Genomic DNA, 16957 nt, shown 5'->3' with positions numbered 1-16957 from the left:
TGAGTGAATAAATATTCTCGCTTGCACGAATATCGGATACAAGCCTAGGCATAGGGAGGAGCAATGGTGGCGCTCGATATCAATGAACAAAGGCTTTCGTCCGGCGCTTGGCTCGGTAAGCTCAAGGGAGCCACTGGACCGCTCGTGGGATTGCTCGCCCTGTGCATCTTTCTGAGCTTCAGCACAGACACGTTTCTTTCGGTTCGAAACGGCCTCAACATCCTCGACCAGATCACCGTACTCGGCATCATGGCGGTCGGAATGACGTTCGTCATCCTGATCGGCGGCATCGATCTCTCCGTTGGCTCCGCACTCGCCCTGGCGATGATGGTCATGGGCTGGACGGCCAACGTCGCCGGTCTGCCGCTGCCGGTCGGGATCGCCTTTGCCCTGATCGCTTCGGCTATTTCAGGCCTTATCGTCGGGCTTCTGGTGACGCAGTTCAGGGTTCCAGCCTTCATCGCCACGCTTGCGATGATGTCGGCGGCGCGCGGCGTTGCGAACATGATCACTGACGGCCAGCAGATCGTCGGCTTTCCTGACTGGTTCATGATGCTGGCGATCGATCGTCATTTCGGCGTCATGACTGCTACGGTCTTCCTCATGCTCGCGGTCGTTCTTGCGGCCTGGCTCTTCCTGCACTTCCGCTCCGAAGGCCGCATGCTCTATGCGGTGGGCGGCAACCCCGAAGTCGCACGGCTTGCCGGCATCAACGTTCCGCTGGTGACCATAGCCGTCTATGTCGTGAGCGCAGTCTTGGCGGGACTTGCAGGCATCGTGCTCGCCGCCCGCCTGGATTCCGTCCAGCCCTCCAGCGGCCTGGGTTATGAGTTAGACACCATCGCCGCGGTCGTCATCGGCGGGACTTCGCTCTCCGGCGGCGCGGGCGGCATCGGGGGAACGCTGATCGGTGTGCTGATCATCGGTGTGCTTCGCAATGGCCTCAACCTTCTCAACGTCTCGCCCTTCCTGCAGCAGGTGATCATCGGGATCGTCATCGTGCTCGCGGTCGGCGCAGAGACCATTCGTCGGCGTCGCGCCTGACCCGCATGCTCCGCCGCGTTGGCGGACACGGAATTCCGTCCCGGAAATTCGGGGCGGATCAATAACCCCAGGGGGAGGACATACCCGAGGGTTCCATCAAACAACGGAGGAAATACAATGAAAATAGCGCGCACCATGTTCGCGTCCGCTGCACTGCTCGGTCTCATGCTCGGTCCCGTACACGCGGCGGAACTGAAGAAGCTCGGCCTGGCCGTTGCCAACCTTCAGGCAAACTTCTTCAACCAGATCAAGCAATCGGTCGAGGCCGAAGCCAAGAAGCGCGGCATCGAAGTCATCACGGTCGACGCCAAGGGCGACGGACCGACGCAGGTCAACCAGATCCAGGATCTTCTGACCCAGAAAATCGACGCGCTGATTTACATTCCGGCAGGTGCGGCAGCGGCGACCGTTCCGGTCAAGCTGGCGAAGAACGCCGGCATTCCGGTCGTCAACGTCGACCGCAACGCCGAGGGCGCGCCGGGCGATACTTTCCTCGCAACGGATTCCGTCGCATCGGCCAAGGCAGTGTGCGACCACATTCTGAAGGAAGCCGGCGGCAAGGGGAAGATGGTCATCATCCATGGCCAGAAGGGCACCACCCCGGAAGTCGATCGCTCCAAGGGCTGCGGTGAATCGCTCAAGGCCTATCCGGATGTGAAGGTTGTGGCCGAGCAATATTCGAACATCTGGAGCCAGGACGAAGGCTTCCAGATCATGCAGAATATGCTGCAGGCAAACCCCGACGTCTCGATCGTCTTCGCACAGGCCGATGGCCTCGCGCTTGGCGCCGCTCAGGCGATCAAGGTCGCAAATCCCTCGCAGAAAATCGTGGTCGGGGGCTTCGATGGCGACACCGCGGCTCTCGAAGCCCTCAGCAAGGGCGTCTTCAACGTGACGGCGACGCAGCAGACCCAGAAGATGGGCCGCGACGCGGTTGAAAACGCCGCCAAGCTTGTCGCCGGTGAAAAAGTGCCGCCGGTACAGCTCTTGGATGCCACGCTGACAACCAAGGAAAACGTCGCAGGCTTCATCGCCAACCATCCCTAGCGCATCGGCCCGAAAATCGGGAACGATTTTCGGAAAGCACGATGTGCAGATTCAAAGTGTTAGAGCGTCCTTTGTACGTCCGAAAGGACGCACGGCGCTCTAATGATGAAGTCGAGGTCTTGAGGAGGTGTGCCGTGACTGATCCAGTTCTTTCCCTGAGGGGCATATCCAAGTGGTATGGGCCGCTCCAGGTGCTGAAGAATGTCAGCCTGGACGTCTACCCCGGTGAAGTGGTGGCACTTCTCGGTGAAAACGGAGCAGGCAAGTCGACGCTGTCAGGCATCATCGCCGGCTCACGCACACCCTCCGAGGGATCGATGACATGGCTGGGGCAGCCTTATGCCCCGGCCACCCCACGCGAAGCGATCGACAAGGGCGTTGTCCTGATCCATCAGGAACTGCAGCTTCTGCCGCAACTGTCGATCGCCGAAAATGTCTTCATCGGGCGCTGGCCGATGAAGAACGGCGTCGTCAACCGGGCTCAGATGGTTCGCCGGGCCCAGGACCAGCTCGCGCGTTTGAACCTCCATATATCGGCAACACGGATGGTCGCCGGCCTTTCAACCGCAAATCAACAACTCATCGAAATCGCCAAGGCGCTGGCCCTCAACGCCAAGCTCCTGATCCTCGATGAACCGACAGCCGCCCTCGGCGGCGCGGAGACGGAAGCTCTGTTCGAACAGGTTCGCAAGCTTCGCTCGGAAGGTGTGGGCATCGTCTACATTTCCCACCGCATGGAAGAGATCAAGCAGATCACCGACCGGATCGTCGTTCTTCGCGACGGGGAGCGGGTGCAGGAATTCTCAGACAGCGCTACCCCGGTGCGAACGATTGTCGAGAGCATGGTCGGACGCCCGCTTGATCGCCTGTTCCCTACCCTGCCCATTCCGACGGACCGCCCGGTCCTTGAGGTATCAGGGCTGAGCTCGCCTGATGACTCTTTCCGTGACGTTACCTTCGAGGTGCGGGCCGGAGAAATTCTCGGCATCGCCGGACTGGTCGGCGCCGGCCGCACCGAACTGGTGCGGGCGATTTCGGGAGCAGACCCGATCAGTGCAGGCTCGATCAAGCTGGAGGGCGAGGAACTCAGGTTGCGCGACCCGGCCGACGCTATCGCCAAAGGCATCGTGATGGTTCCGGAAGACCGCAAGGCGCAGGGCCTGATCGTCGGGCACCGGATCAGCGAAAACATTATTTATGCCAATCTGGACAAATTGGGCGGTGGCTGGATTACGCCGCGCATCAAGCGCTCCTTCGCGGAAAAGGCGGTTGCCAAGTTCGGCGTCAAGGGACGTGCTGAGCAATACGCATCCGACCTTTCCGGCGGCAACCAGCAGAAGGTCGTGATCGCGAAGTGGCTCTTGCGCGATCCCAAGGTCGTGGTGCTCGACGAACCGACGCGAGGCATCGACGTCGGCGCCCGCGCAGGCATCTACGACATCATCGTCAATCTTGCCAAACAGGGTGTCGCGGTCATCGTCGTAAGCTCGGACCTCGAGGAAGTTCTCGGAGTCTCCAATCGCATTCTCGTGCTTGCCCAAGGCAAGCAGGCGGGGATTCTCAATCGTGACCAGGCAAATGACGTCTCGGTCATGGAGCTAGCTACCACCTAAAGCAATTTCAGCAAAAGTGTGCAGCGGTTTTGCCAGGCAAAGCGCGAAGCACTTTTGCCGGGAATTGCGTGAAAACAAAACAGACAGAGAAAGGAAGAGCGGTGTCCGACATCACTCTGAACGCCCCGAAGCTTTTCGATCTCAGCGGCCAGGTTGCCATCGTCACCGGCGCCGGCAGCGGCATCGGGCAGCGCATTGCCATCGGCCTTGCGCAATGCGGCGCCGACGTGGCCCTGCTCGACCGTCGAACCGACGACGGACTGGCCAAGACTGCTGAACTTATTCGTGCCGCCGGCCGCCGCTCGATCGAGATCGCGGCTGACGTTACGAGCAAATCTTCGCTTGCAGAGGCAGTCGCACGAACCGAAGCCGACCTCGGGCCCTTGACGCTTGCCGTCAACGCTGCAGGCATCGCCAACGCGAACCCGGCGGAGGATATGGAGGAGGATCAGTACCAGACGTTGATGGATATCAACCTGAAAGGCATATTCCTGTCCTGCCAGGCCGAGGCCCGCGCCATGCTGAAGAATGGACGCGGCTCCATCGTCAACATCGCCTCCATGTCGGGCGTCATCGTCAACCGTGGCCTCAGCCAAGCGCATTACAACGCCTCTAAGGCGGGCGTCATCCATATGTCGAAGTCGATGGCGATGGAATGGGTCGGCCGCGGCATTCGCGTCAACACCATCTCCCCCGGCTATACGGCAACTCCCATGAACACCCGTCCGGAGATGATTCATCAGACCAAGCTTTTCGAAGAGCAGACACCGATGCAACGCATGGCAACGGTCGACGAGATGGTCGGTCCGGCGGTGTTCCTGCTGTCGAACGCAGCAAGTTTCGTGACCGGCGTCGATCTTCTCGTCGACGGCGGTTTCTGCTGCTGGTGATGCGAACAATAAAGCTCGTTGCCGGCAACTGGAACATGAACCGATCTCGCTTCCTCCCTGGCTGAGATCGAGGCGCTGAAGGGACCAACGGGCAAGACGGCACGATATCGTCGTCCACCCGCCCTTCCCGCCGATGGAACAAGCTGAGGCCACGGCGCCGTCATTGGCGCTCGAGACTGCGCGAACTCGTTCAGCGAATTTCCGTCTCCGACGGGATATCTGAAAGGAAAGAGCATGAAACGCTTCGAAAACAAGACTGTCGTCATCACCGGGGCCAGCCGCGGCATCGGCGCCGCCATCGCCAGGCGCTTTGCGCGCGAAGGCGCCAATCTCGTCGTCTCGGCCAACGAGGATCTCGTCCACGGCGTCGCCGAGGGCATCCGGGCCGAAGGCGGCAAGGCGATCTCCTTTATCGGCGACGTCACCGACAAGGCAAGCGTCGTCGCCCTCTACGATGCGGCTGAGAAGGAGTTCGGTTCTGTCGACGTCTCGATCCAGAATGCCGGCGTCATCACCATCGCCCGCATCGAGGACCTGACCGAAAACGAGTGGGACAAGATCATGGCCGTCAACACCAAGGGAGTCTTCCTCTGCGCTCAGGAGGCCATATCGCGCATGCGCAAGCACAAGCGCGGCGGCCGCATCATCAACACCGCCTCCGGCCAGGCCCGCGACGGCTTTATCTACACGCCGCACTATGCCGCCTCGAAAATGGGCGTCGTCGGCATCACCCAGAGCCTGGCCAAGGAAGTCGCGACCGAAAACATCACCGTCAACGCCTTCTGCCCCGGCATCATTGAAACAGACATGTGGGCCTATAACGACCAGGCCTGGGGCAAACTGCTGGGCAACTACGCCCCAGGCGAACTGATGAAGGAATGGGTCGAAGGCATCCCGATGAAACGCGCCGGCTCCGGCGAAGACGTCGCTGGCCTGGTCACCTTCCTGGCCAGCGACGACGCGGCTTATATCACCGGCCAGACCATCAATGTCGACGGCGGGTTGATCATGTCGTAGGTGGAGCAGAGGACACCGGCTCCTCGAAGCGGGCGATTTCCGCTCCCGCCTGAAGATATCCGCCAACTTCTGCCTTGATCCGAATCTTCCCTGCCCGCGATGCCGTGACCTGGGTTTCCATCTTCATCGCCTCCATGACGGCGATGAGATCACCGGCAGCAACCTCCGCGCCATCTTCGACCTTGAACGCCTGCAACGTGCCGGAAATCGGTGCGGTTATGGTCGCTGCGTCGTCGGTCTTTGCCCCTGTCGCACCTCGGCTACTCGCGCCTTCAAGTCCACCGAGACCGGCAAGGAGCGCCGCGGGAATGCCGAGTTCATGTCGCTTGCCATCGATCTCGACGTGGGTGCGGATCAGGTGGCCATCGGCAACCGGCTCGGGTCGGGCGACGGCCGAAAGCCGATCGGCGAAGCCGGTCTCGATCCAGCGCGTGTGCACCTTGAATCCTGTCTCGCCGATAAATTCTTCGGTCTCGATCGCGGCGCGGTGGAAGGGAAGGACCGTTGCGACGCCCTCGATCCTGAACTCCTTCAGAGCACGGCGGGCGCGGCTCAACGCCTCCTCACGGGTACTGCCCGTGACGATCAGCTTCGCCATCAGCGAATCGAAGGTGCCGGGAACGGTCGAGCCCACGCCGACGCCGGTGTCGAGACGAATGCCGGGACCGGAGGGCGCGTCGAAAGCCGTGATCGCACCGGGTGTCGGCAAGAAGCCACGGCCGGGATCTTCGGCGTTGATACGGAACTCGATCGAGTGGCCACGCGGGGCAGGCGTTTCGGTGACGCGCAGCGGCAGGCCATCGGCGATGCGGAACTGCTCGATCACGAGATCTATGCCGGTCGTCTCTTCGGTTACCGGATGCTCGACTTGAAGGCGCGTGTTCACTTCGAGGAAGGAGATCGTACCGTCGACACCGAGCAGGAACTCGACCGTTCCCGCCCCCGAGTAGCCGGCCGCCGCACAGATCTTCTTCGCAGCGTCGTGGATCGACTGGCGCTGAGCGTCAGAAACAAACGGTGCCGGCGCCTCCTCGACGAGCTTCTGGTTGCGCCGCTGTAGCGAGCAGTCACGGGTGCCGAGAACCAGCACATTGCCATGTTTGTCAGCCAGCACCTGCGCCTCGATGTGGCGCGGACGATCGAGGAAGCGTTCGAGGAAACACTCGCCACGGCCGAAGGCGGCCTTGGCCTCACGCACGGCGGATTCGTAGAGTTCCGCCACCTCCTCCATGTTCCAGGCGACCTTCAGGCCGCGTCCGCCGCCCCCGTGCGCCGCCTTGATGGCAACGGGCAGACCGTGTTTCTCAGCAAAGGCGGTGACTTCCGCAGCGGTCTCGACCGGACCGTCACTGCCAGCGACGAGGGGCGCACCGACACTCAGCGCAATGCGCCGGGCCTCGACCTTGTCGCCGAGCGCTTCGATGACATGCGGATCCGGTCCGATCCAGATGAAGCCTGCATCGATGACGGCTCGGGCGAACTCCGCACGCTCGGACAGGAACCCGTAGCCGGGATGAACGGCGTCGGCGCCCGAACGTTTGGCAATGTCGATCAGCTTGTCGATATCGAGATAGGTTTCCGCCGGACGGCTTCCGGAGAGCCCGTAGGCTTCGTCGGCCAGCTTGACGAAGAGCGCATCCATGTCCGGATCGGCATAGACGGCGACCGATTGCAGGCCGTGGTCGCGACAAGCCCGGATGATGCGCACCGCAATCTCGCCTCGGTTGGCGATCAGGACTTTCTGCATGGATGTCTCCTCATTTAATTCTCGGCGGCCGGGCTTTGGTGTCGGGCGCGTGCGGCCGAACATCGGCAAACCTCGTCACGGGCCGGAAGCGTATCTGGGCATTGACCGGGATCTGCCCGGCGAGATCGAGATGATATTCGGCGACCGTGCCGATGACTGGGTAACCGCCGGTCAACGGATGGTCTGCAAGGAAAAGCACCGGCTGGCCGCTATGCGGCACCTGGATTGCGCCGGTCGCGGTTCCCTCGCTCGGCAGTTCCGTCTTATCCTTACGCTCGAGGGCGATGTCACCGGAAAGACGGATACCGACACGATTGGACTGCGGGGTCACCTGCCAGAGTTGACCCGAGAAACTGGTGATGCCGGCCTCGGTGAACCAGTCGCTGCGTGGTCCCATGATCACGTCGAGCGTCACGATCTCGCCGGAAGCCGGAAACGCGAAGGCCGGCGCTTCGGAAAGCGATACGCTGCCGAGAAACTGCGTCGCCGTTTGCAGTGTCAAGATCGTCCCTGCCGTGACCGGGTCCGGGCCGATGAAGGCAAGCGTATCGGTCGAGGCGCTGCCGAGCACCGGCTCCACAGTGAGACCGCCGCGGATCGAAAGATAGCTTCGCATGCCGCGCGGCGCATGGCCGAGCGTCACCACATCGCCGGGCTCCAGCGAGATGGGCTGATAGGTTTCGGCTGCAATGGTGCGCCCTGAGGCATCGCGGATCGATATTGGACAGGGCGCGCCGGTCAGTGCCATCACCGTCCGGCCCGACGCCTCGAAAGAAAATCCGCCGAGGATGATTTCGAGGCACGGGGTGCCGGCAGCATTACCGACGACGCGGTTGGCAGCCTTGAGTGCCCCTCGATCGAGCGCGCCTGAGGAGGACACGCCCTGGCCGGTCTTGCCGAAGCGACCGAGGTCCTGAAACAGTGCCGGCATGGGTGCAGCCAGGACCTTTAGTGTCACAGCCTCGCTGGTGAACTCGGCCGGGCCTGGATCTACGACCTTCGTCGCCGGAGTGGAAATCGCAACCGCCCGCTTTTCGAGATCGAAGAAGCGCACGCGGTAGCCGGGTTGGAACAAGGCCGGCGGATCGCGCGACAGGTCCCACATTTTTTCCAGCGTCGTGCCGATGATCTGCCAGCCGCCGGGACTGGCCTGCGGATAGACGCCGGAAAAGGCGCCAGCAAGTGCAACCGAACCCGCCGGAATCCGAGTTCGCGGGCTTTTGCGCCGCGGCACCTGCAGCGCGGGATCACCACCGACAAGATAACCGAAACCGGGGGCAAAGCCGCAGAAGGCGACGGTGAAGGTGCTCTCGGTGTGACGACGGATGACCTCTTCGACTGACAGACCGGTCAGTTGCGCCACATCGGCAAGGTCTTCGCCGTCATAGTGAACCGGGATTTCGACGAGCTGGTCGGACGGCGCGATGCGGGCCGAAAGGTCGCGGGTGGCGATCTCGCCGGCAAGCCGTTCCGCGGTGAGCCTTTCTGCGCGAAAGCCGATCATCAGCGTGCGTGCGGCCGGCACTATGTCTTCGATGCCCTCCACCGGATCGGTTTCGAGCGAAGCAAACAGCGCCAGCGTCTGGTCGAGATCGTCGAGTTCGACCAAAATGGTCGTCAGGTTGACGGGCAGGAAGCGCATCGGATCCTCAGGCGTGATAGGCGGTGTCGGGAATGTCGGTGATGAACATATGCCCTGGCGCGTGGGTGATGGCAAAGGGCACGCCGGATGCCATCACGGCGGCCTGCGGAGTCACACCGCAGGCCCAGAACACCGGGATTTCACCCGGCTCGATACGCACCGGATCGCCGAATTCCGGCTTCGACAGCTCTCGGATGCCGATTTCTTCCGGCGCGCCGATATGGATAGGCGCGCCATGCACCGCCGGGAAGCGGCCGGAGATTGTCGCGGCATCGGCAACGCGGCTCGCCTTGATCGGCCGCATCGACACGACCAGGTTGCCGCGCAGCCGGCCTGCCGGGCGGCAGGCGCGGTTGGTCAGATACATCGGAACGTTCGACTTGTCGGTGATATGCCGGATCTCGATGCCCGCCTCGGCCATCGACGTTTCGAAGGTGAAGCTGCAACCGATGAGGAAGCTGACGAGGTCGGCGCGTTCCGCCCAGGCCGTTGTCGCATCCGCGATTTCCTCGGCGAGCTTGCCGTCGCGCCAGATGCGATAGAGCGGCAGATCCGTGCGAAGGTCGGCCCCCGGAGCCAGAAGCGTCATGTGCGAGCCAGGATCGGAAACGTCGAGCAATGGGCAGGCCTTCGGATTGCGCTGCGCAAAGAGCAGGAAATCGAAGGCCCAGTCGCGCGGCAGGACGATCATGTTTGCCTGGGTAAATCCCGGCGCCACACCCGACGTCGGCTCGGCACTGCCGGCCCGATAGCGCCTGCGCGCGAGGCGCGCCGCTTCGGCATCGATGTGGCCAAGGTTCTCAATCGCAATCATGGTTTCCTCCAAATATTTGCTCACGCCGCCAGAAACGAGCGAACGGTGATCCCGTCGGTCTCAAAGGCCTGACGAATTGCCTGGGCGATCGCCACGGCACCGGGGCTGTCGCCATGGACGCAGATCGACTGAGCATCGACCTTGATGGTCGAGCCGTCTATCGCTTCGATCGTACCCTCGTGAGCAAGTTGCAGCATGCGACGGGCGATCACGGCTGTGTCGTGCACAACTGCGCCCGGTTCACGACGCGAAACGAGTTTCCCGCCGGGCGTGTAGGCGCGGTCGGCGAAGGCCTCGGCCACGGTCTTGAGGCCGGATTTGTGCGCGAGTTTGAGGATGGGTGCTCCGGCCAGGCCCATTAGAACCAGGTCCGGATCGATCGCCTTGATGCCGTCGATCACCGCCTGGCCCTGTATTGGGTCGTGGGCAATGCGGTTGTAGAGCGCGCCGTGCGGCTTAACGTAGCCGACTACGACGCCGGCAGCAGTGGCGACGCCTTTCAGCGCGCCGATCTGATAAATGACGTCGGCGGTCAGTTCCGCGCTGGTGACGCCCATGTCGCGCCGTCCGAAACCAACGCGGTCGGGATAGGAAACATGGGCTCCGACCGAAACGCCCCTTTCAGCGGCGGCTTTGACAGTCTTCAGAATGCCGAGCGGATCGCCGGCATGGAAGCCGCAGGCGATATTGGCGCTGGAGACGATGGCCAGCATAGCCGCGTCGTCGCCCATGCCCCAGGCGCCGTAGCTTTCGCCGAGATCGCTGTTCAGATCGATGGCAGTCATGTCAGATCTCCCTGTGAATCACGATGTAGGCCGGGCTGTCCCGAACCGAAAGCGTGATTAATTCCAAACGTCAGAGCGGGGCCCGGGCGTAAAGGCGCCCGCGCCCTCCTCGTCCCGCGTTACGCGGCAAGCAGCGCGAAGATCGGGCCGATCGACTTGTAGCCCATGTACCAGGTCAGTGCGCCGACCAGTACGCCGAGCACCAGCAGCCAACGCGGATAGCGATAGCCTCCCATCAGGTCGGACCGGGCCCAGGCCGCATAGATGAAGATCGACAGGCCGATCGGCAGAATCAATCCGTTCAGCCCCCCGACGAAGATCAGCATCTGTGCCGGCGGCGTGGTGATGATCACGTAGAAGAACAGCGACACGGCAATGAAGATGACAGTCGCGATGCTGCGGGCCCGTTCGGTGATGTCTTTCTTGAAAATCGTGACGAACGAGACCGAGGTGTAAGCGGCGCCGATGACCGAGGTGATCGCAGCAGCCCAGAGGATGACGCCGAAGATGCGCAGGCCAATGTTGCCAGCGGCCGCCTGGAAAGCCTGGGCAGCCGGATTGGCACCTGCGCCGGAAACATCGATGACGGCTCCGCCCGCAACCACGCCGAGGACGGCCAGGAAAAGCACGTAGCGCATGAGGCCGGTGACAGCGATGCCCGTCAGTGCTGCACGGTTGACCGCACCGAGATTCTCGATGCCGACCGTGCCCTTGTCGAGCAGTCGGTGGGCGCCCGAATAGGTGATATAGCCCCCGACCGTGCCGCCGACGATGGTGGTGATGGTGGCGAAATCGATGGTGGACGGCAGAAAGGTCTGGAACAGCGCGTCGCCAACTGGCGGAGCCGATGCGAAGGCAACATAGACCGTCAAGGCGATCATCAGGATACCGGCCAGGACAATGAAGCGATCGACCGCCATGCCGGCACGCTTCGACAGGAAGATGCCGATCGAAAGCAGCGCGCTGATCGCCCCGCCAAGCTTCGGATCAAGGCCGATCATCGCATTGATGCCGAGGCCTGTGCCGCCGATGTTGCCGATGTTGAAGAATAATCCGCCGACGATGACGAGAATTGCGAGCAGATAGCCGGAGCCCGGGAGGGCCGCGTTGGCGAGATCGGAAGCCCGCATCTTCGTCAGCGTCACGATCCGCCAGATGTTCAGCTGAACGACGAAATCGATCAGGATAGAGGCAAGGATCGCGAAGGCGAAGGCCGCACCGAGTTTTGTTGTGAACGTCGCCGTCTGGGTGATGAAGCCCGGACCGATGGCAGACGTGGCCATCAGGAAGATGGCCGCCATTAGCGCAGCGCGGCGCGACTTGGCCGACATCCGCGCCGGCGCAACGGTTGTCATCGAAATTGCTGACTGTTCCATGAACCCCTCCTTATGTGCAGACCGACGCCGAGATCTCGGCGGGCTGCCTAGGTTTGTTGACAGGCATCACGGTGACACGTTTTACAATTCTGTCAAGATTGTTCAACGATTCTGCTGTATCGTTCTACCAAACAACCCCACTTCAACCGCAACAAACTCACTGGGGCGAGATGTCATTGATTGTTGCAAGTTCCGGCCACATCCGACGTGGATCTTGCCTCCTTCCTTGCATCAACGATAAGTAAGCGGTTGCGGGGCCTTTCATTTTCTGTCTGCCCGATGGGCCATGTACGGCGTCTGGCGTTGCCCCGGTTCGCGTGGTCAAGCCACTCCTCTTATGGCTCCCGGAGATGCAAACCGCTATACCGGTGCGCAAGGGCGCGGAGGTTTCATTCGCGTCTGCGTATTAGGGGATTTGATGGTCGAACAAAATATCACATCGGCGCTTGCGTCGCGCCTGGCGGAGGAAATCCGCGACAAACTGATTGCTGGCGAATTGAAGCCGGGCCAGCGCCTTTCCGAGGCAGCGCTAAGTGCCGGTCTGGATGTGTCGCGCAACTCTTTGCGTGAGGCATTCCGGCTCCTGACAAAAGAAGGGCTCTTGCGACACGAGCCCAATCGCGGCGTTTTTGTCGCCACACCCAGTATGGCCTCGATCATCGACATCTATCGCGTGCGCCGTGTGATCGAATGCCAGGCGCTCGCCAAGGCCTATCCCAACCATCCGGCGGTGGCACGAATGCGCGCGGCAGTCACGCGTGCCAAGCTCGCGCGCGAGGCCAAGGATTGGGGTATGGTCGGCAGTGAGAACATGGTCTTTCACGCGGCGATCGTAGATCTCGCCGACAGTCACCGTCTGAACACCTTCTATGCGCAGATCGCCGCAGAGCTGCGTCTCAGCTTCGGCCTGCTCTCCGATCCCGAGCTGTTGCACGCTCCTTACGTCGACCTCAACGCGGCAATCCTTGAAAAGCTTGAGGCAGGGAGGACGGCCGAAGCCTCAGCGGCACTTGAGGCGTATCTGATGCAGTCCGAGCGCACTGTTCTGGCCGCTTTCTCGCGAATTGGTGGCGCCAAATGAATTGCACGCTCGGCCGCGCCTTTCGATGCCGCTTAGAGGACGATTCGTCTCTGGTCGTGAAAATAGCCCCGCGTCGCATGGCCATCGGTGGCGGATGGATTTCAACAGGTCCGCGGCCATCGGGTGCCGATCCTGCCCTCGCCCATCCTACGTCCGGCTGATCGAAACCCCACCATCGGCGAGCATCGCCGTCCCCGTCACGAAGCTCGACAGATCAGACGCAAGGAAGAGCGCCGCATTGGCGATCTCTTCCGGCTGCGCCATGCGCTTCAGCGCATGCAACCCCTCCACAAAAGCCAAGACTTCCGGCGTAGCATCATCCGGCGCATTGGTGATGCTGGCCGGCGTGTCGGTGCCGCCGGGAAGCAGGGCGTTGACGCGGATGTTCTGCCGCCCGAGTTCGGCGGCGAGCACCTGGACGAAGCCGATCAGCCCTGCCTTGCTTGCCGCATAGGCAGCCATCCCGGGCATGCCGGCCGTGTGGCCGACAAAGGTCGAGGTGAAGATCATCGATCCGCCGTCTTGTCCCATCGCTGCCGATTGATGTTTGGCGCCGAGAAAGGCGGCGGTGAGATTGGTCTCGAGCGTCTCGCGCCAGCCGTCCAGCGACAGCCCGGCGACCGGCCTCATCTCACCGAGGATGCCGGCATTGTTGAAGCCGATATCGAGCCGGCCGAAGCGCGAGACTGCCGTATCGGCAACCCGTGCCTGCAGCGCCTCGTCCCTGACGTCGCCCGATATCGCGACGGCCTGCCCACCCTCCGCCTCGATTTCGCCGACGACGGCATCGAGCGCCGCCTGTCGCCTTCCGGTGACCACGAGCTTCGCGCCCTCCCGTGCAAAGAGCTTCGCCGCCGCCCGGCCGATGCCGGAGCTTGCGCCGGTGATGATCGCGACCTTGTCGTTCAGAAGTGTCATGTCCGTTTTCTCCTCAGTTGTCGAGGCATCCCAAATCTCAAACATCAGGCGACGCAGCCACCCGTTTCCCGCGCGGGTAAACGAAAACCCGCCGGCAATCGATGTTATCGGCCGGCGATCACTGAATTGCCGAGCAGGACGGGAGCTTCGATCGACGCATTGGAAATATCGGAATTCGCAATGTAAAACTTTCACTTGCCGCAGTTTCCAAACATGCAATTGCCGCGACGTCAGCACCATTGTGCGCCGCATCATCGATTTATCCCGGGTGTGACATTCATCCGATTCCCTTCATGGTTCTTCCCGACTAAGAAGAGGCGCACAGGTAAAGGGAATCTCTTCATGCCGCGGTCACGCAACACTGAGGGCGCCATCTATATGAGCTTGGCGATGGCCGGCTTTTCCGCGAGCGATGCTCTCTCCAAATCGGTGGTCGCCTACATGAACGCCGGCGAGATCATGTTCCTGCGCGGCCTCTTCACCAGTCTGCTCGTCTATCTGATCGCCAGGAAGATGGGCGCTCTGCGCTCCTGGCGCATCGTGCTGCGGCCGGTCATCATCCTCCGCATCATCTGCGAAATGTTTTCCGCCGTCACCTATATCACCGCCCTCGGCATGATGCCGATCGCCAATGCCTCGGCAATCCTGCAATCGCTGCCGCTGGTCGTCACCTTTGGCGCTGCGCTGTTTTTCAACGAACCGGTCGGTTGGCGGCGCTGGTCGGCGATCCTCGTCGGCCTCATCGGCGTGATGATCATCATTCGCCCCGGGCCCGAAGGCTTCACCGCCGCCGCCCTCCTCTGCGTCGCAGCGGTGCTGACGACGGCCGGCCGCGATCTCGCCACCCGCTCGATCGACCCTGAAATTCCCTCGCTGATGATCACCGTCATCACCGCCATCTCGATCTCTTTCTTCGGCGCTTTGCTCATCCCGGTGCTCGGCGGCTGGCAGCCGGTCAGCGCCACTTCGCTTGGGCATCTGCTGCTCGCCTCGGTGCTGGTGCTCGTCGGCTACCAGTCGGTCATCCTCGCCATGCGCACCGGCGAAATCTCCTTCGTCGCGCCGTTCCGCTATACCAGCCTGATCTTTTCCTCGCTGCTCGGCTTTTTCTTCTTCGCCGAAGTGCCCGACGGCTGGACGCTGCTCGGCGCTGCGATCGTCATCGCTTCCGGCCTCTATACGTTCTATCGTGAAGCCAAGCGCCGGGTGCCGCCGATCGCGCAGGAATCCGCGCCGCGCTCACCGGTTTGAGGCAGGATGATGACGGAGTTCTCGCTCGACAGATCCGATATAGCAGGCATCGTGCTGGCCGGCGGCCGCTCACAGCGCATGGGCCGCGACAAGGCGAGCGTGATGCTCGGAACCGAAAGCCTGTTGCACCATGTCCTGAGCCGCCTCGCACAGCAGGTCGCCGCCGTCGCCGTCAACGCCGATGTTGCCGCAGAAGATGTGCCTGTCGTCCCCGACCATTTTCCCGGCAAGGCCGGACCATTGGCCGGCATCCATGCGGCCATGCTCTATGCCGCCGGCCTTCCCGGGATCACCCATGTCGTCACCGTCTCGGTGGATTGCCCGTTCTTCCCGGCCGATCTCGTCGCCCGGCTGGCGGCAGCCCTCGAACGCCCGTCGCAGATCGCCATCGCTGCTTCCGAAGGCCGCAGCCATCCCGTCTTCGGGCTCTGGCCGGTGACGCTCGCCGCCGATCTCGAAGCCTGGATCGCCACCGACGAAAAGCGCCGCGTGCGCGACTTTCTGTTACGGCATGACGTTACGGAAGTAGCGTTTCCGCTGCATCCGACCCGCGCCAGCCTGCTCGATCCCTTCTTCAACATCAATACGCCGGACGATCTTGTCGAGGCGCAGCGCTGGCTGGAGGCCCTTCGCGCATGACCGCACCCAAAATCTTTGGCATCGCCGGCTGGAAGAACTCGGGCAAGACGGGGCTCGCCGTCCGGCTGGTGACGGAGTTTACGCGCCGCGGCTACAGGATCTCGACGATCAAGCATGCCCATCATGATTTCGACATCGACAAGGTCGGCGCCGACAGCTACCGCCACCGCGAGGCTGGCGCCCACGAGGTCACCATCGTCTCCGGCACCCGCTACGCCATCATGCACGAGCTGCGCGGCGCGCCGGAACCCGAGTTCGAGGAAATCCTCGCCCGTCTCGCCCCCTGCGATCTCGTTCTGATCGAAGGCTACAAGCGCGAGCCCATCCCGAAAATCGAGGCCCGCCGCCGGGAGGCTGCCAACCGCCAACCGCTGGCGCCGAGCGATCCCCATATCTGCGCCATCGCCGCAGATCATGCTGTCACCGATACGTCCCTGCCCGTCTTCGATCTGGACGACACAGGCGCCATTGCCGATTTCATCGCCGGCATCGTCGGGCTCGAAGAGGTCCGATCGTAAGTCCCGGATCGGGTGCCGAGAGCGAGTGGGATCTACCCTCGATAACGAAGCGTATCGACGACGGGGGCGAAGGCTGCCGAGGCGTGCCGGCGGCTCGGATATTAGAGGTGGTAGCCGGGAACGGCGGACAAGACATTGTCATAGGTTAGCAGGCGCAGGTTGATGCAGTTGTGATCGGTAAGATCCTGCGGCGCGAATGGCTTCGGCCGCCTTTCGAAATAGGCGGGCGCACCGACCACGGCCATGCGCATGTCGGGACCGATGCCCACCACGATCATGTCTTTCGTCACCGGCTCCCAGCCACACGCCGCCGATGACCTTTCCAGCTCGAAAGCGCGCTGGCCACCATCAAGGTGGAAGGCGATCGTTACCCTCCGCACCTGCAGGCAAGGGTCAATCGCTGAGAACACCTTTCGTCATGCTCGGGGCAGCATGTCCCCGGCACAAGGCCACTGCTGTCCGGTTTAAATTTGGTGGACATGGCGCACGGTGTTGATTCTACTCGTATTCGGATGTTTGGCGACAATCCCGGACACGAAAGAGGAGCAACACCGTGCGCCATGAGAATAGCGTCT

Annotated in this window: 15 protein-coding genes and 1 pseudogene; 9 read left to right on the top strand and 7 right to left on the bottom strand. The window is 62.2% G+C overall.

Annotated features, from left to right (window positions below; translation table 11 throughout):
- Window positions 1-63: 63 nt before the first annotated feature.
- The 5 genes from A7X77_RS24050 (at window position 64) to A7X77_RS24030 (ending at window position 5611) form a co-directional block, all read left to right on the top strand.
- Window positions 64-1044 carry an ABC transporter permease gene (locus A7X77_RS24050; protein WP_064685358.1) on the top strand — a complete coding sequence of 327 codons (981 nt, stop codon included), beginning with the start codon at window positions 64-66 and terminating at the stop codon, window positions 1042-1044.
- A 117-nt stretch (window positions 1045-1161) separates the two neighbouring features.
- A complete protein-coding gene (locus tag A7X77_RS24045; protein WP_064685357.1) occupies window positions 1162-2091 on the top strand; it encodes a sugar ABC transporter substrate-binding protein in 930 nt (309 codons plus the stop codon).
- A 134-nt stretch (window positions 2092-2225) separates the two neighbouring features.
- Complete coding sequence (locus A7X77_RS24040) at window positions 2226-3704, top strand: sugar ABC transporter ATP-binding protein (RefSeq protein WP_064685356.1); 1479 nt, start codon at window positions 2226-2228, stop codon at window positions 3702-3704.
- Window positions 3705-3805: 101 nt separating this feature from the next.
- Complete coding sequence (locus tag A7X77_RS24035) at window positions 3806-4594, top strand: SDR family oxidoreductase (protein WP_064685355.1); 789 nt, start codon at window positions 3806-3808, stop codon at window positions 4592-4594.
- Window positions 4595-4828: 234 nt separating this feature from the next.
- Window positions 4829-5611 (top strand): glucose 1-dehydrogenase, encoded by a 783-nt coding sequence (locus tag A7X77_RS24030; RefSeq protein ID WP_064685354.1) that lies wholly within the window; start codon window positions 4829-4831, stop codon window positions 5609-5611.
- Here the strand turns inward: A7X77_RS24030 and A7X77_RS24025 are convergent.
- The 5 genes from A7X77_RS24025 to A7X77_RS24005 form a co-directional block, all read right to left on the bottom strand.
- The gene (locus tag A7X77_RS24025; RefSeq protein WP_064685353.1) at window positions 5601-7358 is read right to left on the bottom strand and encodes an acetyl/propionyl/methylcrotonyl-CoA carboxylase subunit alpha; all 1758 of its coding nucleotides are present in this window, start codon (window positions 7356-7358) and stop codon (window positions 5601-5603) included. The two genes, A7X77_RS24030 and A7X77_RS24025, sit on opposite strands and share 11 nt — an antisense overlap.
- Window positions 7359-7368: 10 nt before the next feature.
- On the bottom strand, window positions 7369-9000 hold the full coding sequence (locus A7X77_RS24020) for a 5-oxoprolinase/urea amidolyase family protein (RefSeq protein WP_064685352.1): 1632 nt from the start codon (window positions 8998-9000) through the stop codon (window positions 7369-7371).
- 7 nt (window positions 9001-9007) lie between these two features.
- Window positions 9008-9814, bottom strand: a complete 807-nt coding sequence (locus A7X77_RS24015) for a putative hydro-lyase (protein WP_064685351.1) — start codon at window positions 9812-9814, stop codon at window positions 9008-9010.
- A 20-nt stretch (window positions 9815-9834) separates the two neighbouring features.
- Window positions 9835-10599: a LamB/YcsF family protein gene (locus A7X77_RS24010; RefSeq protein ID WP_064685350.1), complete on the bottom strand. Its 765-nt coding sequence runs from the start codon at window positions 10597-10599 to the stop codon at window positions 9835-9837.
- A 119-nt stretch (window positions 10600-10718) separates the two neighbouring features.
- Window positions 10719-11975, bottom strand: a complete 1257-nt coding sequence (locus tag A7X77_RS24005) for an NRAMP family divalent metal transporter (protein WP_064685349.1) — start codon at window positions 11973-11975, stop codon at window positions 10719-10721.
- A gap of 418 nt (window positions 11976-12393) precedes the next feature.
- On the opposite strand from A7X77_RS24005, the gene A7X77_RS24000 reads away from it, so the two are divergent.
- Window positions 12394-13056 (top strand): GntR family transcriptional regulator, encoded by a 663-nt coding sequence (locus A7X77_RS24000; RefSeq protein ID WP_064685348.1) that lies wholly within the window; start codon window positions 12394-12396, stop codon window positions 13054-13056.
- Between the two features lie 147 nt (window positions 13057-13203).
- Here the strand turns inward: A7X77_RS24000 and A7X77_RS23995 are convergent, their stop codons facing one another.
- The gene (locus A7X77_RS23995; RefSeq protein ID WP_064685483.1) at window positions 13204-13974 is read right to left on the bottom strand and encodes an SDR family oxidoreductase; all 771 of its coding nucleotides are present in this window, start codon (window positions 13972-13974) and stop codon (window positions 13204-13206) included.
- Between the two features lie 342 nt (window positions 13975-14316).
- On the opposite strand from A7X77_RS23995, the gene A7X77_RS23990 reads away from it, so the two are divergent.
- Genes A7X77_RS23990 through mobB form a run of 3 tightly spaced genes read left to right on the top strand, consistent with a single transcriptional unit; the run spans window position 14317 to window position 16382 of the window.
- On the top strand, window positions 14317-15225 hold the full coding sequence (locus A7X77_RS23990; protein ID WP_064685347.1) for a DMT family transporter: 909 nt from the start codon (window positions 14317-14319) through the stop codon (window positions 15223-15225).
- Window positions 15226-15234: 9 nt separating this feature from the next.
- Window positions 15235-15864, top strand: a complete 630-nt coding sequence (gene mobA, locus A7X77_RS23985) for a molybdenum cofactor guanylyltransferase MobA (protein WP_064685482.1) — start codon at window positions 15235-15237, stop codon at window positions 15862-15864.
- Window positions 15861-16382 carry a molybdopterin-guanine dinucleotide biosynthesis protein B gene (gene mobB, locus A7X77_RS23980; protein WP_064685346.1) on the top strand — a complete coding sequence of 174 codons (522 nt, stop codon included), beginning with the start codon at window positions 15861-15863 and terminating at the stop codon, window positions 16380-16382. The genes mobA and mobB overlap by 4 nt, the downstream gene beginning before the upstream one ends.
- A gap of 32 nt (window positions 16383-16414) precedes the next feature.
- Here mobB and A7X77_RS23975 read toward each other — a convergent pair.
- Window positions 16415-16678 (bottom strand): annotated as a pseudogene (locus A7X77_RS23975) (LysR family transcriptional regulator); the annotation flags it as partial.
- Window positions 16679-16957: the final 279 nt, after the last annotated feature.

It is taken from the genome of Rhizobium bangladeshense (assembly GCF_001662075.1).
GTDB classification, from domain to species: Bacteria; Pseudomonadota; Alphaproteobacteria; order Rhizobiales; family Rhizobiaceae; genus Rhizobium; species Rhizobium bangladeshense_B.
Note: the sequence above shows the minus strand (reverse complement) of the source record. Positions and strands in the feature narration are given on the sequence as shown.